22 protein-coding genes are annotated in these 26,099 nt (G+C 72.9%); 9 read left to right on the top strand and 13 right to left on the bottom strand.

Annotated features, from left to right (window positions below):
• Positions 1–17: 17 nt before the first annotated feature.
• Genes ABZ854_RS16595 through ABZ854_RS16580 form a run of 4 tightly spaced genes read left to right on the top strand, consistent with a single transcriptional unit; the run spans position 18 to position 3,545 of the window.
• Positions 18–1,121, top strand: coding sequence for an aliphatic sulfonate ABC transporter substrate-binding protein (locus tag ABZ854_RS16595; protein WP_361210612.1), 1,104 nt, complete (start codon positions 18–20; stop codon positions 1,119–1,121).
• Between the two features lie 34 nt (positions 1,122–1,155).
• The gene (locus tag ABZ854_RS16590) at positions 1,156–1,935 is read left to right on the top strand and encodes an ABC transporter ATP-binding protein (RefSeq protein ID WP_361210609.1); all 780 of its coding nucleotides are present in this window, start codon (positions 1,156–1,158) and stop codon (positions 1,933–1,935) included.
• Entirely contained in the window at positions 1,922–2,806 is an 885-nt protein-coding gene (locus ABZ854_RS16585) for an ABC transporter permease (RefSeq protein WP_361210606.1), read from the top strand. The genes ABZ854_RS16590 and ABZ854_RS16585 overlap by 14 nt, the downstream gene beginning before the upstream one ends.
• 1 nt (position 2,807) lies before the next feature.
• Positions 2,808–3,545, top strand: a complete 738-nt coding sequence (locus tag ABZ854_RS16580; protein ID WP_361210603.1) for a sirohydrochlorin chelatase — start codon at positions 2,808–2,810, stop codon at positions 3,543–3,545.
• A gap of 20 nt (positions 3,546–3,565) precedes the next feature.
• Here the strand turns inward: ABZ854_RS16580 and ABZ854_RS16575 are convergent, their stop codons facing one another.
• The 4 genes from ABZ854_RS16575 to ABZ854_RS16560 all read right to left on the bottom strand — a co-directional run bounded on the left by ABZ854_RS16575 (position 3,566) and on the right by ABZ854_RS16560 (position 6,609).
• Positions 3,566–3,853 (bottom strand): hypothetical protein, encoded by a 288-nt coding sequence (locus tag ABZ854_RS16575; protein ID WP_361210600.1) that lies wholly within the window; start codon positions 3,851–3,853, stop codon positions 3,566–3,568.
• A 432-nt stretch (positions 3,854–4,285) separates the two neighbouring features.
• Positions 4,286–4,933: a DsbA family protein gene (locus ABZ854_RS16570; protein WP_361210597.1), complete on the bottom strand. Its 648-nt coding sequence runs from the start codon at positions 4,931–4,933 to the stop codon at positions 4,286–4,288.
• A 72-nt stretch (positions 4,934–5,005) separates the two neighbouring features.
• Entirely contained in the window at positions 5,006–5,908 is a 903-nt protein-coding gene (locus ABZ854_RS16565; RefSeq protein ID WP_361210788.1) for a sigma-70 family RNA polymerase sigma factor, read from the bottom strand.
• A gap of 140 nt (positions 5,909–6,048) precedes the next feature.
• Complete coding sequence (locus ABZ854_RS16560; RefSeq protein WP_361210594.1) at positions 6,049–6,609, bottom strand: DUF1697 domain-containing protein; 561 nt, start codon at positions 6,607–6,609, stop codon at positions 6,049–6,051.
• 374 nt (positions 6,610–6,983) lie between these two features.
• Between ABZ854_RS16560 and ABZ854_RS16555 the strand changes: the two genes are divergently transcribed.
• On the top strand, positions 6,984–9,233 hold the full coding sequence (locus tag ABZ854_RS16555; protein WP_361210591.1) for an MMPL family transporter: 2,250 nt from the start codon (positions 6,984–6,986) through the stop codon (positions 9,231–9,233).
• 62 nt (positions 9,234–9,295) lie between these two features.
• On the opposite strand, the gene ABZ854_RS16550 is transcribed toward ABZ854_RS16555, so the two are convergent.
• The 3 genes from ABZ854_RS16550 to ABZ854_RS16540 are packed head-to-tail and all read right to left on the bottom strand — an operon-like array spanning position 9,296 to position 12,329.
• Complete coding sequence (locus ABZ854_RS16550) at positions 9,296–10,576, bottom strand: sugar ABC transporter substrate-binding protein (protein WP_361210588.1); 1,281 nt, start codon at positions 10,574–10,576, stop codon at positions 9,296–9,298.
• A complete protein-coding gene (locus tag ABZ854_RS16545) occupies positions 10,576–11,421 on the bottom strand; it encodes a carbohydrate ABC transporter permease (RefSeq protein ID WP_361210585.1) in 846 nt (281 codons plus the stop codon). The genes ABZ854_RS16550 and ABZ854_RS16545 overlap by 1 nt, the downstream gene beginning before the upstream one ends.
• Entirely contained in the window at positions 11,418–12,329 is a 912-nt protein-coding gene (locus ABZ854_RS16540) for a sugar ABC transporter permease (RefSeq protein ID WP_361210582.1), read from the bottom strand. The genes ABZ854_RS16545 and ABZ854_RS16540 overlap by 4 nt, the downstream gene beginning before the upstream one ends.
• 208 nt (positions 12,330–12,537) lie before the next feature.
• Between ABZ854_RS16540 and ABZ854_RS16535 the strand changes: the two genes are divergently transcribed.
• Positions 12,538–13,401 carry an aminoglycoside phosphotransferase family protein gene (locus ABZ854_RS16535; RefSeq protein ID WP_361210579.1) on the top strand — a complete coding sequence of 288 codons (864 nt, stop codon included), beginning with the start codon at positions 12,538–12,540 and terminating at the stop codon, positions 13,399–13,401.
• A gap of 26 nt (positions 13,402–13,427) precedes the next feature.
• Here the strand turns inward: ABZ854_RS16535 and ABZ854_RS16530 are convergent, their stop codons facing one another.
• From ABZ854_RS16530 to ABZ854_RS16515, 4 genes are all read right to left on the bottom strand, one after another.
• Positions 13,428–14,153: a 3'-5' exonuclease gene (locus ABZ854_RS16530; RefSeq protein WP_361210576.1), complete on the bottom strand. Its 726-nt coding sequence runs from the start codon at positions 14,151–14,153 to the stop codon at positions 13,428–13,430.
• Between the two features lie 101 nt (positions 14,154–14,254).
• Complete coding sequence (locus tag ABZ854_RS16525; protein ID WP_361210573.1) at positions 14,255–15,493, bottom strand: SAV2148 family HEPN domain-containing protein; 1,239 nt, start codon at positions 15,491–15,493, stop codon at positions 14,255–14,257.
• Positions 15,494–15,608: 115 nt separating this feature from the next.
• On the bottom strand, positions 15,609–16,931 hold the full coding sequence (locus tag ABZ854_RS16520) for a copper amine oxidase (RefSeq protein WP_361210570.1): 1,323 nt from the start codon (positions 16,929–16,931) through the stop codon (positions 15,609–15,611).
• Between the two features lie 70 nt (positions 16,932–17,001).
• Positions 17,002–17,814, bottom strand: a complete 813-nt coding sequence (locus tag ABZ854_RS16515) for a Tat pathway signal sequence domain protein (RefSeq protein WP_361210567.1) — start codon at positions 17,812–17,814, stop codon at positions 17,002–17,004.
• A gap of 206 nt (positions 17,815–18,020) precedes the next feature.
• On the opposite strand from ABZ854_RS16515, the gene glgX reads away from it, so the two are divergent.
• From glgX to ABZ854_RS16500, 3 genes are all read left to right on the top strand, one after another.
• Entirely contained in the window at positions 18,021–20,129 is a 2,109-nt protein-coding gene (gene glgX, locus ABZ854_RS16510) for a glycogen debranching protein GlgX (protein ID WP_361210564.1), read from the top strand.
• Between the two features lie 93 nt (positions 20,130–20,222).
• Positions 20,223–22,589, top strand: coding sequence for a malto-oligosyltrehalose synthase (gene treY, locus ABZ854_RS16505; RefSeq protein WP_361210561.1), 2,367 nt, complete (start codon positions 20,223–20,225; stop codon positions 22,587–22,589).
• Positions 22,590–22,886: 297 nt separating this feature from the next.
• Positions 22,887–24,137 (top strand): M14 family zinc carboxypeptidase, encoded by a 1,251-nt coding sequence (locus tag ABZ854_RS16500; protein WP_361210558.1) that lies wholly within the window; start codon positions 22,887–22,889, stop codon positions 24,135–24,137.
• Positions 24,138–24,295: 158 nt separating this feature from the next.
• Here ABZ854_RS16500 and ABZ854_RS16495 read toward each other — a convergent pair whose 3' ends face one another.
• Together ABZ854_RS16495 and ABZ854_RS16490 are read right to left on the bottom strand one after the other, a co-directional pair.
• Positions 24,296–24,709, bottom strand: coding sequence for an SSI family serine proteinase inhibitor (locus tag ABZ854_RS16495; RefSeq protein WP_361210555.1), 414 nt, complete (start codon positions 24,707–24,709; stop codon positions 24,296–24,298).
• Positions 24,706–26,073 carry a M14 family zinc carboxypeptidase gene (locus tag ABZ854_RS16490; protein WP_361210552.1) on the bottom strand — a complete coding sequence of 456 codons (1,368 nt, stop codon included), beginning with the start codon at positions 26,071–26,073 and terminating at the stop codon, positions 24,706–24,708. Before ABZ854_RS16490 ends, ABZ854_RS16495 begins: the two co-directional genes overlap by 4 nt.
• Positions 26,074–26,099: the final 26 nt, after the last annotated feature.

Below are 26,099 nucleotides of genomic sequence, written 5' to 3'. Positions count from 1 at the left end.
CGAGAGGAATCCCTCCCGTGCCTGCCTCGACCGCCCTCCGCCGCACGCTGGCGGCCCTGACCGCGCTCCCCCTGCTCACCCTCGCCGCCTGCGGCTACGGCTCCCAGGCCAAGACCGACGACACCGCGAAGATCGCCGCGGGGGCGAAGAAGACCGACGGGCTCGGCTCCGTCAGGATCGGCTACTTCGGCAACCTGACGCACGCGACCGCGCTCGTCGGCCGGGAACAGGGCCTGTTCCAGAAGGAACTGGGCGCCACCAAGGCCCAGTACGCCGTCTTCAACGCCGGGCCCTCCGAGATCGAGGCGCTCAACTCCGGCTCCATCGACATCGGCTGGCTCGGCCCCTCCCCGGCGATCAACGGCTACACCAAGTCCGCGGGCAAGGACCTGAAGATCATCGGTGGTTCGGCGTCCGGCGGGGTGAAGCTGGTCGTGAACCCGAAGAAGATCTCCTCCCTGAAGGACGTCAGGGGCAAGCGGATCGCCACCCCGCAGCTCGGCAACACCCAGGACGTCGCCTTCCTCAACTGGGCGGCGGAGCAGGGCTGGAAGGTCGACGCGCAGACCGGCAAGGGTGACGTCACCGTCGTCCGCAGCGACAACAAGGTGACCCCGGACGCCTTCAGGTCGGGGTCGGTGGACGGAGCGTGGGTGCCGGAGCCGACCGCGTCCCGGCTGGTCGCCGAGGGCGGCAAGGTGCTGCTGGACGAGGCCTCGCTGTGGCCGGACAAGAAGTTCGTGATCACGAACATCGTCGTACGGCAGGGCTTCCTCAAGGAGCACCCCAAGGCCGTCGAGGCGGTGCTGCGGGCCTCCGTCGAGGCCAACAAGTGGATCAACGCCAACCCGGAGAAGGCGAAGGCGGCGGCCAACAAGCAGCTGGGGGTCGACTCCGGCAAGCCGCTGTCCGCGGACATCCTCGACCCGGCCTGGCAGTCCATCCGGGTCACCGACGACCCGCTGGCCGCGACCCTGCGCACCGAGGCGGACCACGCGGTCAAGTCCGGTCTGCTGGACGAGCCCGACCTCAGCGGGATCTACGACCTGACGCTCCTCAACAAGGTCCTCAAGGCCGACGGCGCGAAGCCGGTGGACGCCGCCGGACTCGGCTCCGACTGACCCAGCCCCTACCAGTTCCCAGGAGGTGACGACCATGGCCACGACTCTCGCCAAGGCCGACGAGGCGGTCGACTGCGCCGCCCGCCTCGAGCACGTCTCGAAGTCGTATCCCGGACCCGGTGGGCAGCAGCTCGTCCTGGACGACATCAGCCTCGATGTCGCTCCGGGTGAGTTCGTCACCCTCCTGGGGGCCTCGGGCTGCGGCAAGTCGACGCTGCTGAACCTGGTGGCGGGCCTGGACCGGCCCACCGCCGGGTCCATCACGACGGACGGCCGGCCGGCGCTGATGTTCCAGGAGCACGCCCTGTTCCCCTGGCTGAGTGCCGGAAAGAACATCGAACTCGCCCTGAAGCTGCGGGGCGTTCCGAAGGCCGAGCGGCGCGGCAAGGCCGAGGAGCTGCTCGAACTCGTGCGGCTGAAGGGCGCGCACGGCAAGCGGGTGCACGAGCTGTCCGGCGGCATGCGCCAGCGGGTGGCGATGGCGCGGGCGCTGGCCCAGGAGAGCAGCCTGCTGCTGATGGACGAGCCGTTCGCGGCGCTCGACGCCATCACCCGGGACGTGCTGCACGACGAACTGACCCGCATCTGGGCGGAGACCGGCGTGTCCGTGCTCTTCGTGACGCACAACGTGCGCGAGGCCGTGCGGCTGGCCGAACGGGTCGTGCTGCTGTCCTCCCGTCCGGGCCGGGTGGCCCGCGAGTGGCGGGTGGACATACCGCAGCCGCGCCGTATCGAGGACGCCCCCGTGGCGGAACTGTCCCTCGAGATCACCGAAGTCCTGCGTGGGGAGATCCGCCGCCATGGCCAGCACTGACACGACGACCGCCCCGGACGCCGGGAGCGTGGAGGCGGGCCTCGACGCGCTGGAGACCACGCAGTCGGGCCGCACCCCCTGGCGGAAGACGTTCGTCGACAAGATCGTGCCGCCCCTCACCGCCATCGTGGTGGTGCTGGTGGTGTGGCAGGGCCTGATCAGCTTCGGCGTGGTCGGCGACCCCACGAAGCTGCCGTCGCCGGGCGCGGTCTGGCACGCGCTGCGCCGGGACTGGCTGCAGGGCACCCTGCTCGGCTACATCTGGACGTCCGTCTCGCGCGGACTCCTCGGCTTCTGCTTCGCGCTGCTGATCGGCACGCCCCTCGGGCTGGTCGTGGCCCGGGTGAAGTTCGTCCGCGCGGCGATCGGGCCGATCCTGTCCGGCCTGCAGTCCCTGCCGTCGGTGGCGTGGGTGCCGCCGGCGGTGATCTGGCTGGGCCTGAACAACTCGATGATGTACGCGGTGATCCTGCTGGGTGCGGTGCCGTCGATCGCCAACGGCCTGGTGTCCGGCGTGGACCAGGTGCCGCCGCTGTTCCAGCGGGCGGGCCGCACCATGGGCGCGACCGGGCTGAAGGGCACCTGGCACATCACGCTGCCCGCGGCGCTGCCCGGCTACGTGGCCGGCATGAAGCAGGGCTGGGCGTTCTCGTGGCGGTCGCTGATGGCGGCGGAGATCATCGCGAGCTTCCCCGACCTGGGCGTGGGCCTCGGCCAGCTGCTGGAGAACGCGCGGACCGCCAGTGACATGGCGATGGTGTTCGAGGCGATCCTGCTGATCCTGTTCGTCGGCATCGCCATCGACCTGCTGATCTTCAGCCCGCTGGAGCGGTGGGTGCTGCGCAGCCGCGGTCTGCTGGTGCGGGGCTGACATGGCCGCCCCCGTCCTCGTCGTCGTCGCCCACGGCAGCCGCGATCCGCGGCACGCCGCGACGGTGCACGCCCTGGTGGAGCGGGTCCGGTCGCTGCGGCCGGGCCTGCGGGTGGAGACCGGGTTCCTGGACTTCAACGTGCCGTCCGTGCCGGCCGTGCTGGAGTCGCTCGCCGCGGACGGCGTGCGGGACGTGGTCGCGCTGCCGTTGCTGCTGACGCGGGCGTTCCATGCCAAGGCGGACATCCCGGCCGTGCTGCGGGCGGCTCCGGCTCGGCTGCGGATCCGGCAGGCCGAGGTGCTCGGCCCGTCCCCGCTGCTGCTGGCGGCGCTGGAACGGCGGCTGTACGAGGCGGGGCTGACGCCCGCCGACAAGTCCTCGACCGGGGTCGTGCTGGCCTCGGCGGGGGCGACGGACCCGGAGGCGGGCGCGGTGATCGCCGACATCGCGCGGGAGTGGTGGCGCACCGGTTGGTGTGCCGTGCGACCCGCGTTCGCCTCCGCATCTCTTCCCCGCACCGAGGACGCGGTGCGGGAACTGCGGGCGCTGGGCTGCGAGCGCGTCGCGGTCGCCCCGTACGTGCTCGCGCCCGGCTTCCTGCCGGACCGGATCGCGCGTGGCGCGGCCGGGGCGGACGTCCTGGCCGACGTGCTCGGCCCGGCACCCGAGGTGGCGCGGCTGCTGCTGCGCCGCTACGACGAGGCGAGCCGGCCGGCGCTGACCGCGCTCGGCGCCTGAGCCCCGGGCGCCCGGGTGGGTCACAGGGCCAGCATCTGGACCAGTTCCCGGGTGTAGGCGAGGCTGCCGGTGCCGGCGGCCGCGCCGATCGTGACGGCCTCCAGGGCGGTGCGGATCTTGCCGCGGTTGGGCGGGTCGCCGTCCTCCGCGGAGAGTTCGGCCTCACCCTGGATGATCTCGCCGTACCGGACGAGCCCCGGGTACTCGGCGCGCAGCGACTTGAGGAGACCTCCGGTGAGGTGGAGCAGCGCGTCCGGGTCCGGGTGGTGGCCGTTGGTGGGGTTCCCGTGGAAGTTGTAGGTGCTCATGTCCTGTTCTCACTCCTGGGCCGGTGGGCCGTCTGGACGGGCGAGGTGCTGGAGCCGCGGGCGGTGCCGATCGTACGGGTCCGGCGGGAGCGCCCGAGGCGGTTTCACCTCTTACGGTCCGCTCGCGCCCGGGAACACGCGGAGAGGGCCGAAAATCGCCACCCGTACGAGTGAACGGACCGCATTGGCCGTGCGGTTGGGGACGACCCGTGCACCAGTGTGGAGCCGCCTCGTCCGCGCGGCACCGGGGCCCGGGGCCGACGCCGCCGGCCCGCCGGGTGGTTGGTCGGGACGCGTGCGCCCGCGGTCCGGCGCTCCCCTGTGACGTCGGACCGCGGGCGGCTCTTCGTTCTGCGTCTGCCGCGGCCCGCGCGTCACACGTGGGGACCGGTCAGCGCGTCGCAGGGGCGGTAATCGGCCATGTACGGCGGGTCAGTCGAAGCGGAGGGCGCCGGTGCGGGTGCGCTTGAGTTCGAAAACGTCCGGATGACGGGCCAACACCCGGAAGCTGTCGAAGAGTTCGGCGGCCTCCACGCCGCGCGGGATGGCCCGCAGGACGGGGCCGAACCACACGGTGCCGTCCACGTGGATCGTGGGTGTGCCCACGTAGTGGCCCGTCTCCGGCTCGGCGCCCGCGTCGTGGCTGCGGCGCACGGCCTCGTCGTACGCCGGGTCGTGGGCGGCGCCGGCCAGGTCCGCGGGGAGTCCCAGCTCGGCCAGGGAGCCGGTGACGACCTCGTCGAAGTCCTTGACGCCCTGTTCGTGGATCCGGGTGCCGAACGCGGTGTACAGCTCGCGCAGGACCGGTGCGCCGTGACGTTCCGCGGCGGCCGCGGCGACCCGCACCGGGCCGATCGAGCGGTCCACCAGGTCCCGGTACCAGTCGGGCAGGTCGTTGCCCGTGTTGTGGAGGTACAGGCTCATGACGTGGAAGCGGAGGTCGAGCGGGCGCTGCCGTTCGACCTCCAGCATCCAGCGGGAGGTGATCCAGGCGAAGGGACAGGCGGGGTCGAAGTAGAAGTCCACCCGGGTCGGCTCTGCGGTGGTGTCGTTGCCGCTGGTGGTGTTCGCGTGCGTCATGGCACCGACGTTAGTCGACCGGTGGACCGGAGTCCCGGCCCAATTCTCTCCCTTACGACTGGGCCAATTCTGTCAGTCTCCGGCGTCGGCGACCTCGATCCCCATCTTCCGCAGCCGCTCCGGCTCCGCGACGATGTCGATGCCGGTGATCCGCGTGCCGTCCGCGGAGAAGGTGAAGGCCAGGGCCAGGCGCACCCTGCCGTGCGGGGCCATGACCAGACCGAAGTCGCCGTCCAGCAGGGCGAGTCCGGTGTGTCCGGCGCGGATCGCGGCGCGCGAGGCGCCACGGGCGACCGACTCGGCGCCCCGGACCGTGACCGGTTCGCCCGCGGGGGCGGCAAACGCGTCGGCGCGCAGCACCACGTCCGGGTCGAGCAGGGCGACCAGGGCGGCGAAGTCACCGCCGCGGGCGGCGGCCAGGTAGGCCTCGACGGCCGCCCGGCGGCGCCTCGTGTCCGCTCCGGGCGCGGGGGTGCGGCCCCGGACGCGGCGGCGGGCGCGGCTGGCCAGTTGCCGGGTGGCGTCCGGGGTCCTCTCGATCACGGACGCGATCTCGTCGAAGGGCACGGCGAACATGTCGTGCAGCACGAAGGCGACCCGCTCGGCCGGTCCGAGGGTGTCGAGGACGACCAGCAGGGCGACGCCGACCTCGTCGGCCAGCAGTGCCTCCCGGGCCGGGTCGCCCGCCCCGGCGGCCGGGGCGGGCGCGGTCGCCGCCGCGGCCTGGGGCTCGTAGGCGTCGACGAACTCCTCGCGCCGGCTGCGGCGGGCGCGCAGGTGGTTGAGGCAGACGCGGGTGACGATGGTGGTCAGCCAGCCGGTGAGGTTCCCGATGCCCTCGGTCCGAGCCTGCTGGGCGCGCAGCCAGGCGTCCTGCAGCGCGTCGTCGGCCTCGGCCGCCGAGCCGAGCAGCCGGTACGCCACGGCCGCGAGGTGTGCCCGGTCCGCCTCGAACCGCTCCGCCAGCCGCGCCATGTCCCCCGTGATGTCGTCCACCGTGTGTGTCACTCCCCTGTGTCCCGGCGCGCGGATGCGCGGCCCCCCATGATCCAGGAAACGCGCACGGGCGGCAGGGAGTTCCGCGGCACGGGCCGGTCGCGGCGGCCGGCGGGCCGTCACGCCGGCGGAGCGGTCAGCTCGATCAGTTTGAGGACGGTGTTCCAGTTGCGGGAGGTGGCGACGACGCCCTTGGCGGGAGGCCGCCGGGAGAGGAGTTCGGCGAGCTTGGAGCGGCCGAGACCGTCAGGGGCGTAGAGGTAGAGGCAGCGGTCGCCGAGGCGGAACTCCTCGGGGAGGTGGGCGGCCTGGTCGATCCCGGCGAAGCGCTCGGGGCCGACCGGGTCGGAGAAGTAGGTGACGTGCAGCTGCTTGGGCTGGAGGTCGGCGGCCGGGAAGGGGCAGTCCTCGGCCACCGCCCGCAGATAGGCGTGGTCGCGCACGATGACGTCGACCGTGAAACCGAACCGTTCCTCGATCGCCGTGGCCAGGCCGGCGGCCAGGGACTCCTCGTCGCCGTGGTCCGACGGGCCCGGGGTGAAGACGGCCTGGCCGCTCTGCAGGTGGGTGCGTACGCCGGTGTGGCCGAGGCCGGTCATCAGCTCGCGCAGGTCGGCCATCGGGAGTTTTCTGCTGCCGCCCACGTTGATTCCGCGCAGCAGCGCCGCATAGGTCGTCATCCGCTCACCATAGAGCGGCCGTCGTGCCCCGTGGGGGTGGGCACGACGGCCGGGTCCCCGGCGTGCGGGACTCCGCGAAACTCTGACGGATGCGGAGGGCGCGGATCAACTCCTACACGCAGCTGTGACTTGTTCAACAAGGTTTCGTAATCACAAAGTGGATCTCTGTCGGCGGAACGGACACCCCTATACGCGGCCCCGAGAACCGGCGATAGATGTAAGGGACCCCCATCATCCTCTGCGGTGAGGTGGCGGCACCCCACTTCGTCGAACAGCAGGACGAGACGTCCGGATCGTGCCCGTAGCGTCGTGGAGGAGCAAGCGAAGACGTGGCGGCAGGGGGCCGTCACCGCACACGAGGGGGCAGGCCCGTCATGGGGAACGAGGACGTGCGGGTGCGGGGACTGGCCGCCCGCGCCGGCGGCTGGAGCGCCCGGCACCGCTGGGCGGCCGTCGGCATATGGGTGCTGTTCGTCGTCCTGGCGATGGGGCTCGGCTCGGCCGCGGGCCGCGTCGACGTGGACGAGAACAACCAACTGAAGGGCGAGACGCACACCGCCGCCCAGATCATCGACGACGCCGGGATCAAGGAGCCGGCCGGGGAGACCGTGCTGATCGAGTCCACGGACGGCGCGGGGAAGGCCACCGACGCCGGCTTCCGGGCCGCGGTCGCCGACGTCGTCAAGGCCGTCGAGGGCACCGGCAAGGTCACCGGCGTGACCTCGCCGTACGACACCCACACCATCTCCCGTGACGGGCGCAGCGCGCTGGTCCAGTTCGACATGCGGGGCGACGCCGACACGGCCGCCGACCGGGTCCAGCCGGTGCTGGACGCGGTAGCCGGGGTGCAGAAGGACCACGCCGGCCTGCGGATCGCGGAGATCGGCGGGGCCAGCATGAACAAGCAGTACCAGGACGCCTTCGGCAACGACTTCCAGCAGGCCGAGTACTCGGCGGTGCCGGTGGCCTTCGGCATCCTGCTGGTCGCGTTCGGCGCGCTGGTGGCCGCGCTGCTCCCGGTGGGCCTCGCGATCACCGCGATCATGGCGACGATGGGCCTGATGGGTCTGGTCAGCCATGTACAGCCGATGAGCGACACCGCCAACTCCGTGATGCTGCTGGTCGGCATGGCCGTCGGCGTCGACTACTGCCTGTTCTACCTGCGCCGGGAGCGTGAGGAGCGGGCCGCCGGACGGGACGCGGGCACGGCGCTGCGCATCGCCGCCGCCACCAGTGGCCGAGCGGTCATCGTCTCCGGTGTCACGGTGTGCGTGGCGATGGCGGGCATGCTGTTCACCGGGCTCGCCGAGTTCGAGGCGATGGGGCTGGCCTCCCTGATGGTGGTCGCGGTCGCCATGGTCGGTTCGGTCACCGTGCTGCCCGCGCTGCTGTCGCTGCTGGGCGAGCGGGTGGAGAAGGGCCGGCTGCCCTTCCTGGGCCGTGGGCGCCGCCGTTCCGGCGGGAGCGGGGAGAGCAGGTTCTGGACGGCCGTGCTGCGCGGCGTGCTGGCCAAACCGCTGGTGTCCGTGCTGGTCGCGGTCGGCGCGCTGCTCGCGGTCGCCGCGCCCGCGCTGGGCATGAAGACCCAGCAGCTGACCCTGGACCAGGAGTTCGGGAACTCGCTGCCGATCGTGCAGACCTACGACCGGCTCAACGCGGCCTTCCCCGGCGGGTCCGAACCCGCGCAGGTCGTCGTCAAGGCCAAGGACGTCAACGCCCCGGAGGTGCGGCAGGCGCTGGCCGACTTCAAGAAGCAGGCGATCTCCTCCGGTGCCTCGCGCGGCCCGGTCACCATCAAGCTGCACGACGCGCAGAACGTCGCCGTCGTGTCGGTGCCGCTGGTCGGCGGGTCCGACATGGACCGGGCGGTGAAGAGCCTGGACACGCTGCGCGACGACGTGCGGCCGGACACGCTCGGCAAGGTCGACGGCGTCCAGGCTCCGATCACCGGCCAGGTCGCGGGCAACCACGACTTCAACGACCAACTGCTCGGCTCGGTCGTCCCGGTCTTCGTGTTCGTGATCGTCTTCGCCTTCCTGCTGATGCTGGTGTCGTTCCGCTCGCTGACCGTCGCGATCACCTCGATCGTGCTGAACCTGCTGTCGGTGGCGGCGGCCTACGGCATCCTCGTCGCCGTGTTCCAGCACGGCTGGGGCGCCTCGCTGGTGGGCGCGGAGGGCGTCGGCGCGATCGTGACCTGGCTGCCGCTGTTCCTCTTCGTGATCCTGTTCGGCCTGTCGATGGACTACCACGTGTTCGTGGTTTCCCGGATCCGTGAGGCACGGGCCCGGGGCCGCTCGACGCGGGACGCCATCCAGCACGGCGTGGTCACCACGGCCGGGGTGGTCACCAGCGCCGCCGTCATCATGGTCGCCGTGTTCGCGATCTTCGGCACGCTGTCGATGCAGTCCATGAAGCAGATGGGCGTGGGACTGGCGGCAGCCGTCCTGATCGACGCGACCGTGATCCGGGGCGTGCTGCTCCCGGCGGTGATGGCGCTGCTCGGCGAGCGCAACTGGTACCTGCCGAAGTGGCTGCACCGCCTCCCGGACCTCACCCACGACGAGGTCCCCGAGCCGCCGGCGGCCCCGGTCCGCGACAAGGGCGAGCGGCTCCCGGTCTGACGCCTCCCCACCTCGCCCGGAGGGCCTGTCGGTGTGCCGCACACCGACAGGCCCCCGGTCGTTCAGCGCTGGTAGCGCGCGAGGACCAGGTTCCCGTCCTTCTGCAGGCGGTCGCGGAGTCCGGCGAGGCCGATCGCTCCGCTGTAGTACTCCTGGAGGGCCGGGGTGGCGACCTTGTCCTTCCATTCCGGGTAGCCGCGCACCGACTGCGCGGGGGCCGGGCGCAGCGACGCCGCCAGGGCGGTCCCGGTCGCCCAGCCGTTCGCGCCGGTGTGCAGGGCGGGGTCGGCCAGGGCCTCCGTGCCGGTGGGGAGCATCCAGTCGCCGAGGGCGAGGCGGACCATGTTCTTCGGACGGAGCAGGAAGTCGAGGAAGGCGGCGGCCTCCTTCTTGTGAGGACAGTCCGCGGCGATGGACAGGGTCTGCGGGCTGACACCCTGGGTGAGGCCGTCGGCGCCGGCGGGGGCGGGCAGCACCTCCCAGCGGAAGCCCTTCGGGGCCTGCTGCACGATCTGCTGGCGGTAGGAGAAGCCGAGCGGGACCATCGCGTACTTGCCGGCGAAGAAGCCGGGCAGGGTGTCCGAGCCGCCGCTGCCCAGGGTGGCGGCGGGGGCGCTGTGGTCGAGGGCCACCTGGTCGTGGACGGTGCGGGGGACGACCGCGTCGGCGGCCGTGAAGCGGACGGTGACCTTGCCGTCGGCGCCCCGGTGGAAGAGGCGGCCACCCGTGGAGAGGGCGAGGTTGAGGGTGGCGGAGACGGGTTCCTTCAGCGGCCAGGCCACGCCGTACCTGCCGTGACCGCTGAGCTTCTTGGTGATTCTGCGGAACTCCGGCCAGCTCCAGGGGTGTTGCGGGGTGGGGATGCGGACGTGCGCGGCGCGGAGCCAGGTCGCGTTGGCGATCAGCACCCGGGGTTCCTGGAGGAACGGCACGCCGTAGATCCGGCCCGCGAAGGTGGCGGTGTCCCAACTGCGCTCCGGTATCCGCGCTTCGAGGCCGGCCGGCAGCAGGTGGGTGAGGTCGGCGAGGTAGCCGCCGTAGGCGAAGTCGGCCAGGTCGTCGGAGGCGTCGTGGATGATGTCGGGGGCCTCGCCGCCCTCGAAGGAGGTGAGGAGCTGGTCGTGGACGCTGTCCCAGCTTCCCTGCACGTACTCGACCCTGATGCCCGGGTGGGTCGCGTTCCACTCCTTCACCAGCTGCTTGTCGGCGGCGACGGACTCCTCCTGCCAGGCGAGGGACAGCAAGCGCAGGGTGACGGTCCCGCCGTGCGCGCGGCCGCCCGGGGAGCAGCCCGCGAGCAGCAGCAGGAGTACGGCCACGGCCGTGGTGATCCTCGTCCGCATCAGCTCTTCACCGCCCCGGTGAGCAGTCCGCTGGTGATTTGCCGCTGGATGAGCGCGAAGACGAGGAGGGACGGCAGCGTGGCGAGGGACGCGGCCGCGGCGAGGGGGCCGAGGTCGGCGACGCCCTCCGCGCCGATGAAGTGGGTGAGGACGACCGGCAGCGTCTGGTGCTCCGGTGTCTTCAGCAGCACGAGGGCGAAGAAGAACTCGTTCCACGCGGTGACGAACGCGAACAGCGCGGTCGCGGCGAGGCCCGGCGCGAGCAGGGGCGCCGTCACCGACACCAGCGTTCTGAGCCGTCCGGCGCCGTCGACGGCCGCCGCCTCCTCCAGCTCCACGGGCACCGCGCGGACGTAGCCGACGAGCATCCACAGGGCGAAGGGCAGCGACCACACGACGTAGACCAGCACGAGTCCGGCCAGGGAGTCGATCAGCCGCAGGTTCTTCAGCACCAGGAACAGCGGGATGATCACCAGGACGAAGGGGAACGCCTGGCTGACCACCACCCATCCGGTGGCGGCGCGGGCGAGCGGGCCGCGGTGGCGTGCCATGACGTACGCCATCGGTGTGGCGAGGAGTACGGCGACGACGGCGGCCCCGAACGCGACGAACAGGGAGTTGAGGGCGGCGTGCAGCAGCGGCTGCTCGTCGAAGGCCTGCCGGAAGTTGCCGAGGGTGGGATGGCGCGGGATCCAGGCCGGGTGCAGACTGCCCAGCTCGCGCGGCGTCTTGAACGCGGTGGACAGCAGCCACAGGAACGGGAAGGCCAGGAAGACGAGGTAGGCGAGCAGGGCCGCGTACTGCCCGGCCCGGGCGGCGGCCCTGGGCGTGCGGTGGTTCCTCATGTGTCGTCGCCTCCCCGCAGCCGGGCCGCCAGGAAGACGGCGAGCAGGATCGCGATCACCGCGACCATCACGCACCCCATCGCCGCCGCGTAGCCGAACTGGCCGTAGCGGAAGGCCTCTTCGTAGGCGAACAGCATGGGCAGCCGGGTCTTTCCGCCGGGTCCGCCGTTCGTGAGCACGTACACGAGGGCGAAGGAGTTGAAGTTCCAGATCAGGTTGAGCGCGGTGATGGCCAGGGCCACGGGTCTGAGCGCGGGCCAGGTGACCGTGCGGAAGCGGCGCCAGGCGCCGGCGCCGTCCACCGCGGCGGCCTCGTGCAGTTCGCGCGGCGTGTTCTGCAAACCGGCGAGGAGGGCGACCGTGGTCTGCGGCAGGCCGGCCCAGACGCCGACGACGATGACGGCGGGCAGCGCGGTGCCCAGGCCGCTCAGCCAGTCCCGCCCGCCGCCGAGGGCCAGATGGCGCAGGGTCTCGTTGAGGACGCCGGCGTCGGGGTTGTAGACGACGCGCCACATGATGCCGACGACGACCTCCGGCATGGCCCAGGGCACGATCGCGAGGGCGCGGGCGGCCCAGCGCAGCCGGAGGTCCTGGTCGAGCAGCAGGGCGAGGCCGAGGGCCAGCAGGAACTGGGGCAGGGTCACGCCGACCGCCCACACCAGGCCGATGCGGAACGACTCCCAGAAGAGCGTGTCGTGCAGCAGGTCCTGGAAGTTGAGGCCGCCGATCCAGCGGGTGGCGGCGGTCCGGCCGGACTGCGCGTCGGTGAACGCCAGCAGCAGCCCGTACAGCAGGGGGCCGACGCTGAGCAGGAGGATCGGGATCAGGGCGGGCAGTACCAGGAACCAGGCGGCGCGGTCGGTGGCGGGGCGGCCGGCCGGCCGTCTCGCCTCGGCCACTGATGTCATGGAATCAGCCCCTTTGCCGACTTGATTGGCATGGTCATGGTCGTGAAGGCGCCGTACCCCGTCAAGGGACCGCGCACACTGCCCCACCTGTGCGAATGGGAGACTGACCGCACGGACCGGCCAGGGAACGGCCCGAACAGGAACGGACCGGTCACGGTCAGGAACGGACCGAACAGGTGATGGACCGGACGGGAGGCGGAGGCGCGGGATGGACGAGGCACGGGCGCGGGACGTACTGGCCGCGGCGAAGGTGCTGCCCGGACGGGCCGACGGCGCACGCCTCCTCGCCCTGGGCGAGAACGCGGTGTTCGCGGCCGGCGACCTGGTGGTCAAGGTGGGCCGCGACGCCGAACTGCTGGACCGCGCCCGGCGCGAGCTGGAGATCGCCGGCTGGCTCGCCGGAGCCGGCGTACCGGCGGTGCGGGCCGCCGGGCCGGAGCCGCTGCTGGTGGCCGGTCACCCGGTGACGGTGTGGCACCGGCTGCCCGACCCCGTACGCCCCGCCGGGCCACGTGACCTCGCCGAACTGCTCCGCGTGGTCCACGCACTCCCCGCACCCCCCTTCACCCTGCCGCCCCGGGACCTGCTGGGCGGCGTGGAACGCTGGCTGCGGCTGGCCGGCCACGCCATCGACGCCGAGGACGCGGCGTACCTGCGCGCACGCCGGGACGGATTCGCGGCCGCGGCCTCGGCGCTGACACCCCGTCTGACGCCGGGCCCGATCCACGGCGACGCCCTGCCCCGCAACGTCCATGTCGGCCCGGACGGCCCCGTCCTCGTCGACCTGGAGACCTTCTCCGCGGACCTGCGCGAACACGACCTGGTCGTGATGGCCCTCTCCCGGGACCGCTACGGCCTGCCCGCCGACGCCTACGACGCCTTCACCGAGGCCTACGGCTGGGACGTGCGCGCCTGGGAGGGCTGCGCCGTCCTGCGGGGTGCCCGCGAGACGGCGAGCTGCGCCTGGGTCGCCCAGCACGCCCCGGCGAACCCCGCCGCCCGCACCGAGTTCCGCCGCCGGGTCGGCTCCCTGCGGTCCGGGGACGAGACGGTGCGCTGGTATCCGTTCTGAGGGCGCGCCCGCTGCGCGACGCCCGGCTACACGGGTCGCGCCTCAGCCGGCTCGCGCAGCGGCCACAGCCCCTCGACCACCGCGTCCGCGTTGCCCTTGCGGCGCAGGAACGCCTCGAAGTCCGCCGCCCACGCCGCGTACCACTCGATCTGGTGGCGGTGCAGCTCCGCCGGCCCCAGCGCGGCGATCTTGGGGTGGCGGACGGCTATCGCCGAGGCTAGGCGGGCCGCGGCGAGGGCGTCGGACACCGCGTTGTGGGCCGCGTCGAGGACCACGCCGTACTCGCCGCAGACCGCTTCCAGATTCCGCTTGCCGCGCCGGTAGCGGTCGACCGAGCGGTCGATGGTGTAGGGGTCGATGACGGGGGCGGGCAGGGCGCCGCCCAGCCGGTCCGAGAGGGACGGCAGGCCGTGCCGGCGCAGCTCGGCCGAGAGCAGGGTGAGGTCGAATACCGCGTTGTAGGCGACGACCGGGACGCCCGTCTTCCAGTAGCCGGTCAGCGCCTCGGCGATGGCGTCCGCGACCTGGTCGGCCGGTCTGCCCTCGGCTGCCGCCCGCTCGCTGCTGATGCCGTGCACCGCGACCGCGTCGGCCGGGATCGGGACGCCCGGGTCCGCCAGCCATTCGCGGCGGCCCAGCGGCTCCCCGGCCCTGACCTCGATGACGGCGCCGGTGACGATGCGGGACTCGTGCGGGTCCGTGCCCGTCGTCTCCAGGTCGAAGCCGATCAGCAGTTCCCGGTGCCAGCCCATGGCTGTCCCCCCTTCTTGGTGGTGCTTCCCCCAGTGCTCCTCACCTTCGCACGAGGCACTGACAACGCGAGGACCGCGTGCCGCCGACCGGGTGGGACAGGTCAGGACACCGGGCGCGAATCCGCCCAGGCCAGCTCGAATTCCTCGCGGTATGTGGGGAAGAGACCGGCTTCGCCCACGTCGTCCGACTTGACCACCCGGCTGCCGCCGCGCAGCACCAGCACGGGCGACTCCATGCCGCGCGCGCCGCGCAGGTAGGACTGGACCACCGCTATGCCGTCCGCGCCGTCGCCGTCCACCAGGTAGGCGCTGAAGCGCGGTGTCTCGTCGTAGACCTGGATCTCGAAGGCGCCCGGGTCGCGCAGCCGGGACCGGACCCGGCGCATGTGCAGGATGTTCATCTCGACCGACCTGCTCAGTTCGCCCCGCTTCATCCCGAGTTCGCGCTCGCGGCGCTTGACCGCGCTGGAGGCCGGGTTGAGGAAGAGCAGCCGCACCCGGCAGCCGGACTCGGCGAGGCGGACCAGCCGGCGGCCCGAGAAGTTCTGCACGAGCAGGTTGAGGCCGATGCCGATGGCGTCCAGCCGACGGGCACCGCCGAAGATGTCCTCGGCCGGGAACTGGCGCATCAGCCGCACCCGGTCGGGGTGGACGGCGACCACGTCCGCGTACCGCTCGCCGACCAGGTCCTCGACGGCGTCGACGGGGAGCCGTCGCGCGGAGGGCACGTCGCCGGCCGTGCCGAGGGTCTCCAGCAGCCGGGCGGAGGCCCGCTCGGCCTGGTGCAGCACCGCCTCGGACAGGGCCCGGTTGCGGGAGACGACGTTGCGGGTCACCTCCAGCTCGTCCAGGGCGAGTTCGACGTCCCGGCGGTCGTCGAAGTACGGCTCGAAGCAGGGCCAGTGCTGCACCATCAGCTCGCGCAGCTGCGGCAGCGTCAGGAAGCTGAGCACGTTGTCGTCGGCGGGGTCGAGCAGATAGCCCTTGCGGCGGCTGACCTCCCGGACGGCGACCGCCCGCTGCACCCACTCCTGGCCGGCGGGGCCGGCCGCGGCGACCACCCAGTCGGCGCCGTGCACGGGCTCGTAGACGGGGCGCAGCACGGCGGCCACAACCGCGCGCAGCCGCTGTTCGACGAGGTTCAGCCAGATGTAGGCCCGGCCGGCCCGCTGCGCGCGGGTGCGCACCTCCAGCCACGCGTCGGCGTCCCAGTCCAGTTCCGGCCCGATGGACCCGGCGTCCATCGGACGGGCCAGGGACACCGCGCCGGGCGGGACGTCTGTGGAGTTCCCCTCGTGACCCTCGTCACCAGGGGGCAGCTCCAGCCCTCCCGAGCCCACCCGTGCACCGCCTTCCGCCCCCCGGGCCTTCCCCGTCTCAACGATCAAGGAAGGGTACTCCGGGAGGGGTCGGCGGTGCAGCCGGATGGACAGGTCGGTTTCCCGGCCCTTTCGCTCAACTACGCGGCTGCCAATGGCCGTTCTGCCACGCCAGGGGGTCGGGAGTGAGCGGATTCATAGCCGTGACGTCGCGGGGTGCGATGGCGAAGCCCTGCCAGTGGATCGGCATGGGCTGCTGGTCCTCGTCCCGGGCGATGTGGTGGAAGCCGACGTTCATCCAGACCACCGGGTGACTCAGGGTCTGCCCGTTGACCCACGTGTCGACGGACTTGCCCGCACCGGCGCGGCAGTTGCCCGGATTGTTGCTGGCGAACTGTTCGCACTTGTTGTACTCGGTGAAGTAGACATCGTGCCTGGTGAAGCCGCGGCCCGGGTACTTGGTGGTGGGTCCGGGGACGATCTCGTACGAGCGCGCGTGGCCGTCCTTGTTCTTGCCGGTCGCGCTGACGACGCGCCACCAGCGGTACGCCTTGTAGTCGCCGGCGAGTTCCCTGGTGACCTTGGTGCGGGTGGTCCTCGCGGTGGGCGCCGCCTGTCCGCGCGCGGGCGGGGTGACGGCCGAGTCGTACTGCTCGATTCTCGTCTTCGAGGAGCCGTCGAGGCCGAAGTCCAGTCGCCAGAACACGTTGTGGCTGTGGCTGGTGGCGTAGGCCTTGGCGCCCTTGCCGATGGGCCAGCCGCGGCCGTCGCCGGCGTCGTAGTCGCCGTAGGAGAGACTCCCGGTGGCACCGACGTTCATGTTGATCGTCCCGTCGTCCTGGAAGCGCCATTCGGTCATGTACTCGTACCAGCCGACCTGGTTGACGGTGTAGACGAGGAGGTCCTTGCCCTGCGCCTGGAAGACCTTGTTCGCGCTGTCGCCCTGCATGCGGTAGGCGTGGCCGCGTGAACGGGTGGTGGTGCACAGGCCCTTGACGTTCGGGTGGCGCGGGTCCCAGGCGTCGGGGACCTTGATGGTCCTGATCGTTCCGCCGGGGCATTCGCCGGGCGCGAGGTTGACCAGGCCCTGGGCGAATCCGAAGCCGGTGAGGTCGTCGTACTCGACGCTGCCGTCGTCGTAGGGGACGTCGATCTGGGCGAGCCGGGCGCTGTTCAGCACCTTGATCGGCTTGCTCTCGCCCTTGGGCTGGTAGGAGACGTCGCCCAGGACGAGCCCGGCCTTGCTGTCGTAGCGCCAGCACATCCGCCAGGTGGTGCCGCTCGACAGTCTCTGCTCGATCTTGTAGGCGGTGCTGCACGGGGCGGCCGCCGCCGCGGGGGCGGCCTGGGGCCGGGCCACGGCGGGACCCGCCTGGACGGTGGCACCGGCGGTCAGGGCGGCCACGCCGAGGCCGACGGCCGCACGCGTGCGTGCCCGGCCCATGGTGGTTGTACGCATGACGAAGTCGCTCCCTCACGAAGGGGGGTGGAAAACGGGACGAGTGCGAAGTGCGGGTGCGGGATGCGGCTCAGTGCCGGCCGAGTGCGACGACCTTGCGGGCGCTGAGGTCGACGATCAGCGACCGGGCGTCGATCCACGGGCCGTTGACGACCTTGGGGAACAGCCGTACGCAGCGGTGCTCGCCGCACTTGTCGAGCGCGGCGGGCTGGGCTCCGGGACTCGCCCGGTAGACCGCGCCGTTGAGCAGGAGCTGGTCGGGGGTGGTGAGTTCATGGCCGGTGGCGTCCCGGTAGTCGGCCTTCAGGCCCGCGCCCAGCGGGTCGGCGATCAGCAGCCGGGCCGCCTCGGCGTTCTCGGCGCGGCTCATCGGGGGCTGCACGCCGTGCTGGGTGCCCGTCCGGACGACCTTGCCGGTCGTCAGGTCGATCGTTTCGGTGACGAGGGCGTCGCTCCTGTAGTCGTAGAAGGTCGCGTCCGCCCGGCGCGGCGCGTCCGGGTCGTCCAGCTCGCCGGCGTCCGGGTCGGCGAGGTCGACGGTGAGCCGCTGCGGGCCGCGATCCCCGGCGACGTTCTCGCCGCCGGCCGGCGTGCGCCCGTTCAGCGCGATCCGCTCGACGCGCCGGATCTCGTCCTCGGTCAGCGGGTCGCGCCCGGTGCCCTTCTCGCCCTCGGCCGGCGCCTGCTCCACGACGCCCGGCCGTACCCCGTCCGCGCCCGGTCCCGTCTGCCGGGCGGCGGGCCCGGAGCCGGCGGTGCCCGCCGTGTCGTCCGCCCCCGCCGTGCCGGGCAGGGTGACGGCCGCCATCACCGCCGTTCCGGTCACCGCCAGCGCCGCGGCGGCCATCACCTTCCCCAGATGACGGCGCACTGTCTCGCGCACTTCTTCCCCCTGCCCCCCGCGGTGTCACGGGAGTCCGTGTTCGCCCCACTGGTTCGGCGCGCCGCGGGTACCCGCCCGCCGCGCGCGCTGGTCGGCCGGTAAGAGGGCAGTAAGTCGGGGGAGGTTCCGTCAGGTTCCGTCACTTTCGAAGGAGACTCGCGGCCAACACCGCCCCGGCGGGCGGCACACCTGGGAGAGTCGTGTCCATGCAGGTCTGGCCTGGAGAGGCGTATCCGCTCGGCGCCACCTATGACGGCGCCGGGACCAACTTCGCGGTCTTCACGGAGGCCGCGCACCGAGTAGAGCTGTCTCTGCTGCACGACGACGGCTCGGAGACGGCGGTGGAACTGCGCGAGAGCGACGCGTTCGTGCGGCACGCGTACCTGCCGGGCGTGATGCCGGGGCAGCGGTACGGGTTCCGGGCGCACGGCCCGTACGACCCCGCGCGCGGGCTGCGCTGCAACTCGGCGAAGCTGCTGCTCGACCCGTACGCCAAGGCGGTCAGCGGGTCCGTGCGGTGGGGCGAGGAGGTGTACGGCTACCACTTCGGCGCCCCCGAGGAGCGCAACGACCTGGACTCGGCGCCGCACACCATGGCCTCGGTGGTGATCAATCCGTACTTCGACTGGGGCGACGACCGGCCGCCGCGCACCGAGTACCACCACACGGTGATCTACGAGGCCCACGTCAAGGGCCTGACCATGCGTCACCCGGGGCTGCCGGAGGAGTTGCGCGGCACCTACGCGGGCCTCGCCCATCCGGTGATCATCGAACACCTGACCAAGCTCGGCGTGACAGCGCTGGAGCTGATGCCCGTACACCAGTTCGTGAACGACCACCGGCTGGTCGACATGAGCCTGAACAACTACTGGGGCTACAACACCATCGGCTTCTTCGCCCCGCACAACGCGTACGCCTCCTGGGGCGACCGCGGCCAGCAGGTCCTGGAGTTCAAGTCGGCGGTCCGGGCGCTGCACGAGGCCGGGATCGAGGTCATCCTCGACGTGGTCTACAACCACACGGCCGAGGGCAACCACCTGGGCCCGACGCTGTCCTTCAAGGGCCTGGACAACCCGTCGTACTACCGCCTCACCCACGATCCGCGCTACTACATGGACACCACGGGCACCGGGAACTCGCTGCTCATGCGGTCCCCGCACGTCCTACAGATGATCATGGACTCGCTGCGGTACTGGGTCACCGAGATGCACGTCGACGGCTTCCGCTTCGACCTCGCGGCCACGCTGGCCCGGCAGTTCCACGAGGTGGACCGGCTGTCGTCGTTCTTCGACCTGGTGCAGCAGGACCCGGTGGTCTCCCAGGTGAAACTGATCGCCGAGCCGTGGGATGTTGGCGAGGGCGGCTACCAGGTGGGGAACTTCCCGCCGCTGTGGACCGAGTGGAACGGCATGTACCGCGACACTGTGCGGGACCTGTGGCGGGGCGAGCCGCGCACGCTCGCCGAGTTCGCCTCCCGGCTGACCGGCTCCTCGGACCTGTACCAGGACGACGGGCGCCGCCCGCTGGCCTCCATCAACTTCGTGACCTGCCACGACGGGTTCACCCTGCACGACCTGGTGTCCTACAACCACAAGCACAACCGCGCCAACGGCGAGGACAACCGGGACGGCGAGGGCCACAACCGGTCCTGGAACTGCGGCGCGGAGGGCGACAGCGACGACCCGGCCGTGCTGCGGCTGCGCGCCCGGCAGACGCGGAACTTCCTCGCCACCCTGATGCTGTCCCAGGGCGTGCCGATGATCAGCCACGGCGACGAGTTCGGCCGCAGCCAGCGGGGCAACAACAACGCCTACTGCCAGGACAACGAGCTGTCCTGGCTCCAGTGGCCCGAGGAGGACACCGAGCTGCTGGAGTTCGTCCGGGCGATGGTGTGGCTGCGCCGGGACCACCCGGTGCTCAGGCGGCGCCGCTTCTTCCACGGCCGGCCGGTGGAGGGCACCCACGACGACCTGTCCGACATCGCCTGGTTCACCCCCGAGGGCGAGGAGATGACCCAGCGGGACTGGGAGTCGGCCCCCGCGTCGGCGCTGGCGGTGTTCCTCAACGGCAACGCGATCTCCGAACCCGGCTCGCGCGGGGAGCGGATCGCCGACGACTCCTTCCTGCTGATGTTCAACGCCTCCCCGCAGGAGCTGGACTTCGTGGTGCCGGCCGACCACGGCCGGCAGTGGCAGGTGGTCGTCGACACCGCCCGGCCCGAGGGCGTACCGCCGGGCGCGGGCCCGAAGGTCGCGGCCGGTGAACGGCTGACGCTGGTGGACCGCAGCCTGACGGTGCTGCAACGGCCGGCGTGACGGCCCAGGGGGCGGGGGCCGGGGGTCGTCCCGGCCCCCGGCTTCACCGGAATGGATGACACGAAAGGCGGCGAGCGGGGTACGTAGGGTTCCATGACCTCTGAGCGACCCGGACCGGGAGTGCCGACCGCCACCTACCGGCTGCAGCTCCAGCCCGCCTTCCCGTTCGCCGCCGCCGCGGCCGCCGTACCGTACCTGGCCTCGCTCGGCGTCTCCCACCTGCACCTCTCCCCCGTCCTGGAGGCGGTACCGGGCTCCACCCACGGCTACGACGTCGTCGACCCCGCGCGCGTGCGGGCGGAACTGGGCGGCGAGGAGGGACTGCGCGCGCTGTCCCGCACGGCGCGGGAGCACGGCCTTGGCCTGGTGCTGGACATCGTGCCGAACCACATGGCCATGGCGCCCCGGCACAACCACGCCCTGTGGGAGGTGCTGCGCGAGGGCCCCGCCTCGCCGTACGCGCGCTGGTTCGACATCGACTGGGACGCACAGGACGGCCGGATGCTGCTGCCGGTGCTCGGCGGTCCGGTCGGCACCCAGCTGGAGCACCTGACCGTCGACGGCGGGGTGCTGCGCTACCACGACCACGCCTTCCCCCTCCGCGAAGGCACCGAGGACCTGCCGCTGCCCCGGCTGCTGGACGCCCAGTGGTACCGGCCCGTGTGGTGGCGACTGGCCCGCACCGAGCTGAACTACCGGCGCTTCTTCAGCATCTCCGAGCTGATCGGGGTGCGCGTGGAGGACCCCGAGGTGTTCGACGCCACGCACGCCACGGTCCTGCGCCTGCTTGACGAGGGCGTGGCCGACGGCCTGCGGATCGACCACCCGGACGGGCTCGCCGACCCCGACGCCTACCTCGCCCGGCTCCACGAGGCCACGGGCGGGCGCTGGACGGTCGTGGAGAAGATCCTCGCCGACGGCGAGCACCTGCCCGCCTCCTGGCCCGTCGCCGGCACCACCGGCTACGACGCCCTCCGACACGTCGACGGCCTGTTCACGGACACCACCGGGGCGTACGAACTCCTCGGCCAGTACCGCAGGTTCGCCGCCCCGCAGACGGACCGGGGCGGCAACTGGGAGGCCACGGTGCGGCGCGCCGCCTACAAGGTGCTCACGCACGAACTGGCCACCGAGACCGACCGGCTCACCCGGGTGGCGGCCCGCCTGTGCGCCGTCTCGCCCGACCTCGCGCTGCGCGACCGGGCACCCTGGGCGCTGCGCACCGCCCTGGAGGAGCTGCTGGTACGGCTGCGGGTGTACCGGCCGTACACCTCACAGGACGCCTCCGCCGTCGTCACCGGGGAAGCGGCCGAGGAGGCCCGGCTGGCGTTCGTCGTGCCCGAGGAGGCGGAGGCCGTCGACGTCGTACGACGGCTGCTCGTCGAGCCGACCGGTGACGCCTCGGCGCCGGACCACACCGACCGGGTGGAGCTGCGGACCCGGTTCGCGCAGACCGCGTCGGCGCTGCGCGCCAAGTCGGTGGAGGACACGGCGTTCTACCGCTACGTGCCGCTGCTGTCGGCGACGGAGGTGGGCGGGGCGCCGGGCAGCCCGGGCGTGTCCCCGGACGACTTCCACGCCTACTGCGCGCGCGTGCAGCGCGACCGGCCGCTCACCGGGACGGTCGTGTCCACGCATGACACCAAGCGCAGCGCCGACGTGCGCGCGGCCCTGTCCGTGCTCACCGAGTGCCCCGCCCGGTGGGCCGAGGTGCTCGCCGAGGTGACGGCGGCCGGGGACGGCGTGCCCGACGGGCAGCTGGCGTGGGCCGCCTGGCAGACGGTGTTCGGACTGGGGCAGGCGGAGGAGGAGCGGGTCCAGGAGGCGCTGCTGAAGCACGCGCGCGAGGCGGGCCTCTACACCAGCTGGACGGAGCAGGAGCCGCCGTACGAGGAGGCGGTCAAGGCCTTCGTCGCGGCGGGACCGTGCGGGGCGCCGGGCGAGCGCGTGGCCGCCCTCCGCAAGGCGCTGGAGCCGCACGTCCGGGCCAACGTCCTGGGCACCGCGCTGGTCCATCTGACGATGCCGGGTGTGCCGGACGTGTACCAGGGCACGGAGGGCGAGTACCGGGCGCTGGTGGACCCCGACAACCGGCGGCCGGTGGAGTTCCCGCCGTCACTGCCCGGGGAGAAGGACGCGCTCACGGCGGCGGCCCTGCGGCTGCGCTCCCGCCGGCCCGGCACCTTCGGCGCCTCGGCGACGTACGCCCCGCTGACCGCGGAGGGCCGGGCTGCCGGGCACTGCCTGGCCTTCGCCCGGTCCGGCGAGGTGGTGACGGCGGTGACCCGGCTGTCGCTCCGGCTCGCGGACGCGGGCGGCTGGGACGAGACGCTGCTGCCCCTGCCGCCCGGCCGGTGGACGGACCTGCTCACCCCGGAACGGCGGTTCACGGGGCACGCGCGCGTGGCCGACCTGTTCGCGCACCTGCCGGTGGCGCTGCTGGAGCGGACGGAGGACTGACGCCACGGGGCCAGGTCCTGTCCGGAGTTGGCCGTCGTCGCCCGGAGGGCGGCCCCGCGGCGTCCGGTGCGGTGCCTCGGTGCGCGGCCGGATCGTCCTCGTACTGGACGTACTTGGATGATTCGGCCGTGCGGCGAGGTGCCGCACCGGGCGTCGCGGGGCAGGCGGCCAACTCCAGACAGGGCCTGACGCTCCCGGGCGCCCCCGGAGGGCTTCCGGAGGCCGCCTCCCGAATGCTTGACAGTTCAGGCGGGCCGTGCGGGACTGGGAGGGCGAAGCAGGGCAGACCAAACGGGGGTGAGTCTCCTGCCGCGACTGCGCTACCCCACCGTTCCCGAACTGGTCGACTCCGCCCGCGCGCTGACCGCCCAGGAGCCCGGGCTGTGCGCCCTGCGACCGGTGGGTTCCTCGCGGGCCGGCCGCCCCCTGCACCTGCTGTCCGTCGGACACGCGCGCCGCGCCGTGCTGGTGGTCGCCGGCGCCCACGCGAACGAGCCGACCGGCGGCTGCACGCTACGGGTGCTGGCCGAACGCGTGCTCGCCGAGCGGGAGTTGCGGGCGGACACGTCGTGGCACTTCCTGCTGTGCGCGGATCCGGACGGGGCGAGCCTGCACGTGACCCCGGCGCCGCGCAGCCTGCTCGACTACCACCTCGGTTTCTACCGGCCGACCGGTTCGGAGCAACCCGAGTGGTCGCCGTCGGTGCTGCCGCCGGACCGGCTGCCGCCGGAGACGCGGGCCCTGACCGGGGTGATCGACGAGTTGCGCCCCTACCTCCAGGTGACGCTGCACGGCACCGACCTGGGCGGCAGCTGGGTGCAGCTGACGAGGGACGTGCCGGGGCTGGCGGAGCCGTTCGCCAAGTCCGCGGCGCAGTTGCACATCCCGGTGGAGACGGGTGCCTCGGACGCCGCCGGGTGGCCCGCCAGTGGGCCCGGGGTGCATGTGATGCCGGGGCCGGAGACCGGCGTGCCGTACCCGAGCATGCCGGACGACGCGCGGCACAGCACCTGGTACCACGCCCACCGGTACGGCGGTCTGACCGCGGTGGTGGAGGTGCCGATGTGGGCCAGCGACCTGGTGGACGACCCGGCTCCGCATCCGGCGCCCGAGGCGGCGATGCGGCGGCTGGCGCGGCGGCTGCTGCGGGACTCGCTGGAGGTGGAGGCGGTGCTCGCCGAGGCGCTGCCCCGGCTGGACGGCGCTGACGGTCCGCTGCTGCGGGCCTCGCGGTGGGCGCTGGAGCTGATACCGGGGCTCGCGGAGGACTGGAGCGGGCGGCCGCCGGCCGGGACGACGATGGCGTACGTCGGCAGCGTCGACGCGTTCGGGCGGCGGCTGCCGTTGCGGGCGGCGGCGATGCTGCTGCGGGTGCTGCGGGAGGTGGACGACCGGGCGGCGCCGCGTCTTGAGCGGCTCGTGGCCACCTGGTGCGAGGCGTACGCGGAGCGGTTCCGGGCGCGGTGGGTGCCGTTGGCGCATCAGGTGGAGCACCAGTCGCGCACGGTGCTGGTGGCGGCCCAGGCGGCCCGCGACCACGCGGCGTGAGCGCGCCGACGTGCGGCGCCGTCATCCAGGGGGCTCCGCCCCCCTGGACCCCCGGCCTTCGCCCACCCACCACCCGACTCGGTGGGTCGAGAGGTGAACGAACGCCCTGCGGCGCGGCCGCCAGGAGAACCGGGGTCAGGGGGCAGCAGGGGCGGGATTTAGTCGGCCGGGGTGAAGACCGGGCCTGTTCGGGCGCTCAGGACGCAGGGGTTTGCGAAGGTCTGCTGGTAGGTGATCGGGCGCCCGTTCCAGCGGCCGCGGGCCTGGGCGGTGACCGGGGCGTAGATCATGGGGCAGATGCCGTGCCGGACCGGGATGCTGCGGATGTCCCCGCCGGCGGCGGCGAGTTCGGCGCAGGCGTCGGCCTGGGCGTGGCCCTGGGGCGGGTCGCACAGCAGCAGGGTGCCGGGCGTTCCGGCGGTGGGGGCGGCGCCGTGGGTGACGGTGAGGTAGAGCCAGTTGCCGGGGCCGGCGTCCCGGGGGGCGGCGTCGGCGGGGCCCGCGGTGAGGAGGCCGGTGGCCGCTGCCAGCAGGGCGCCGGCCGTGACTGTCGCTCGGATGAGATGCGTCATTCCCCGTGCATCGGCACGGCGGCCCGCGTTCCCCAGCCCGGCTCACCCGAACGAGAGCCCACGGGCGCGCGGCCGTGTGCCAGTTCGAACGCGTGCAGCACCACGCGTGCCTGGTACTCGGCCTGGCGGGCGACCGGGATCCAGCGTGCCCCGCAGTCGTCGCGGAACTCCGCGCACCACAGGTCGATGAGGCGGTCCAGGTCGGGCAGCACGCCGGCCGGGTCCTGGCCGGTGCCGCGCACGAGCCGGTGCAGCAGTCCGGCGGTGCGCAGGGCGAGGCGCCGCCCGGCGATGCGCAGGGCGGCCAGGTGGGCGCGGCTGAGCGGCGGCAGCGGGTGGCCCGTGCCGGTGTCGGTGTCGGGGTCCCAGTCGTCCGCGAGGCCGGGGCAGACCAGCAGGTAGTCGTCGACCGGCGCGAGCATCCGGGCGGCGTCGGGCGTGGCGCCGAGATGCGGCCGGATGCGGGCGAGGATGCCGCCGAGGAGCCGGATGTCACGGCGCAGCGACCGGCTGACGGCCCGTAGCTCCGCGTCCCGGTCGGCGGGCGGTGCGCCGTCCTCGACGCCGGCCGCACCCCACATGGGTGCCTCGACGACGGCGGTGACGGTGCCGTGCCGGTGCGGGTGGTACCACGTCGACTCGACGGCGGCCTCGGTGATGGCTGCGGCCAGGCCGCCGCGGCGGGGCGGCGGGATGCGGTAGACGGCGGGCGCCAGGGTGGGCCAGTACAGGGTGTCGTAGGCGCCGAGTTCACGGGGCACGCCCAGTTCGGCCGCGGTGCGGGCGAGGCGCCGGCCGAGGCCGGGCAGGTCGCGGGTCAGCTCGACGAAGCCGCCGCCGACGTCGACGCCGTGCAGCGAGCACTGCAGGACCGGGCGGAGTTCGTCCTGGAGTGCGAGCAGGGCGCGGGTCTCGGGCAGGGCGGCGGCGTCCGGACCGTCGGGCAGCCATTCGGGCTGTTCGAGGAAGCCGGGCCGGAAGAAGTTCCGGAAGTAGTGCCCGAGGGTGTACGGCCCGGCCAGCCAGCCCTCGTTGCGGCGCGCCCCGTCGGGGTCGAGGCACAGCAACAGGTTCCAGGTGGTGTCGGTGTCGTCGGTGAGCGCGGGGTCGGCGAGGACGCGGGCGGCGAGGGTGAGGAGCGTGGCGCCGCCGACGGGTTCGTTGGCGTGCGGGCCGGCGACGACCAGGGTGTGGCGGTCGCCGTGACCGATGGAAAGCAGCCACATCGGTGTGCCGGCGCGGGAGGTGCCGACGCGGCGCAGCCGGGCGTCGCGGGGGTGGCGGGCGGCGAGGACGGAGGCGCGGGCGGCGAGTTCGCCGACGGACGGGTAGCGCGGGAGTGGCGGCAGGACACACCTCCACACAGTGGTGCCGTCGGTTCACCGGTTGC

This window comes from Streptomyces sp. NPDC047028, assembly GCF_040644095.1.
Taxonomy (GTDB): domain Bacteria; phylum Actinomycetota; class Actinomycetes; order Streptomycetales; family Streptomycetaceae; genus Streptomyces.
This window is presented reverse-complemented; position numbering and strand designations above follow the sequence as displayed.

What these genes read in the sequence shown, in the direction of transcription:
- ABZ854_RS16590 (WP_361210609.1), top strand. Translation starts at nt 1,156, where the DNA reads ATGGCCACGACTCTCGCCAAGGCCGACGAGGCGGTCGACTGCGCCGCC.
- ABZ854_RS16585 (WP_361210606.1), top strand. Translation starts at nt 1,922, where the DNA reads ATGGCCAGCACTGACACGACGACCGCCCCGGACGCCGGGAGCGTGGAG.
- ABZ854_RS16580 (WP_361210603.1), top strand. Translation starts at nt 2,808, where the DNA reads ATGGCCGCCCCCGTCCTCGTCGTCGTCGCCCACGGCAGCCGCGATCCG.
- ABZ854_RS16575 (WP_361210600.1), bottom strand. Translation starts at nt 3,853, where the DNA reads ATGAGCACCTACAACTTCCACGGGAACCCCACCAACGGCCACCACCCG.
- ABZ854_RS16570 (WP_361210597.1), bottom strand. Translation starts at nt 4,933, where the DNA reads ATGACGCACGCGAACACCACCAGCGGCAACGACACCACCGCAGAGCCG.
- ABZ854_RS16565 (WP_361210788.1), bottom strand. Translation starts at nt 5,908, where the DNA reads ATGGCGCGGCTGGCGGAGCGGTTCGAGGCGGACCGGGCACACCTCGCG.
- ABZ854_RS16560 (WP_361210594.1), bottom strand. Translation starts at nt 6,609, where the DNA reads ATGACGACCTATGCGGCGCTGCTGCGCGGAATCAACGTGGGCGGCAGC.
- ABZ854_RS16555 (WP_361210591.1), top strand. Translation starts at nt 6,984, where the DNA reads ATGGGGAACGAGGACGTGCGGGTGCGGGGACTGGCCGCCCGCGCCGGC.
- ABZ854_RS16550 (WP_361210588.1), bottom strand. Translation starts at nt 10,576, where the DNA reads ATGCGGACGAGGATCACCACGGCCGTGGCCGTACTCCTGCTGCTGCTC.
- ABZ854_RS16545 (WP_361210585.1), bottom strand. Translation starts at nt 11,421, where the DNA reads ATGAGGAACCACCGCACGCCCAGGGCCGCCGCCCGGGCCGGGCAGTAC.
- ABZ854_RS16540 (WP_361210582.1), bottom strand. Translation starts at nt 12,329, where the DNA reads ATGACATCAGTGGCCGAGGCGAGACGGCCGGCCGGCCGCCCCGCCACC.
- ABZ854_RS16535 (WP_361210579.1), top strand. Translation starts at nt 12,538, where the DNA reads ATGGACGAGGCACGGGCGCGGGACGTACTGGCCGCGGCGAAGGTGCTG.
- ABZ854_RS16530 (WP_361210576.1), bottom strand. Translation starts at nt 14,153, where the DNA reads ATGGGCTGGCACCGGGAACTGCTGATCGGCTTCGACCTGGAGACGACG.
- ABZ854_RS16520 (WP_361210570.1), bottom strand. Translation starts at nt 16,931, where the DNA reads ATGCGTACAACCACCATGGGCCGGGCACGCACGCGTGCGGCCGTCGGC.
- glgX (WP_361210564.1), top strand. Translation starts at nt 18,021, where the DNA reads ATGCAGGTCTGGCCTGGAGAGGCGTATCCGCTCGGCGCCACCTATGAC.
- treY (WP_361210561.1), top strand. Translation starts at nt 20,223, where the DNA reads ATGACCTCTGAGCGACCCGGACCGGGAGTGCCGACCGCCACCTACCGG.
- ABZ854_RS16495 (WP_361210555.1), bottom strand. Translation starts at nt 24,709, where the DNA reads ATGACGCATCTCATCCGAGCGACAGTCACGGCCGGCGCCCTGCTGGCA.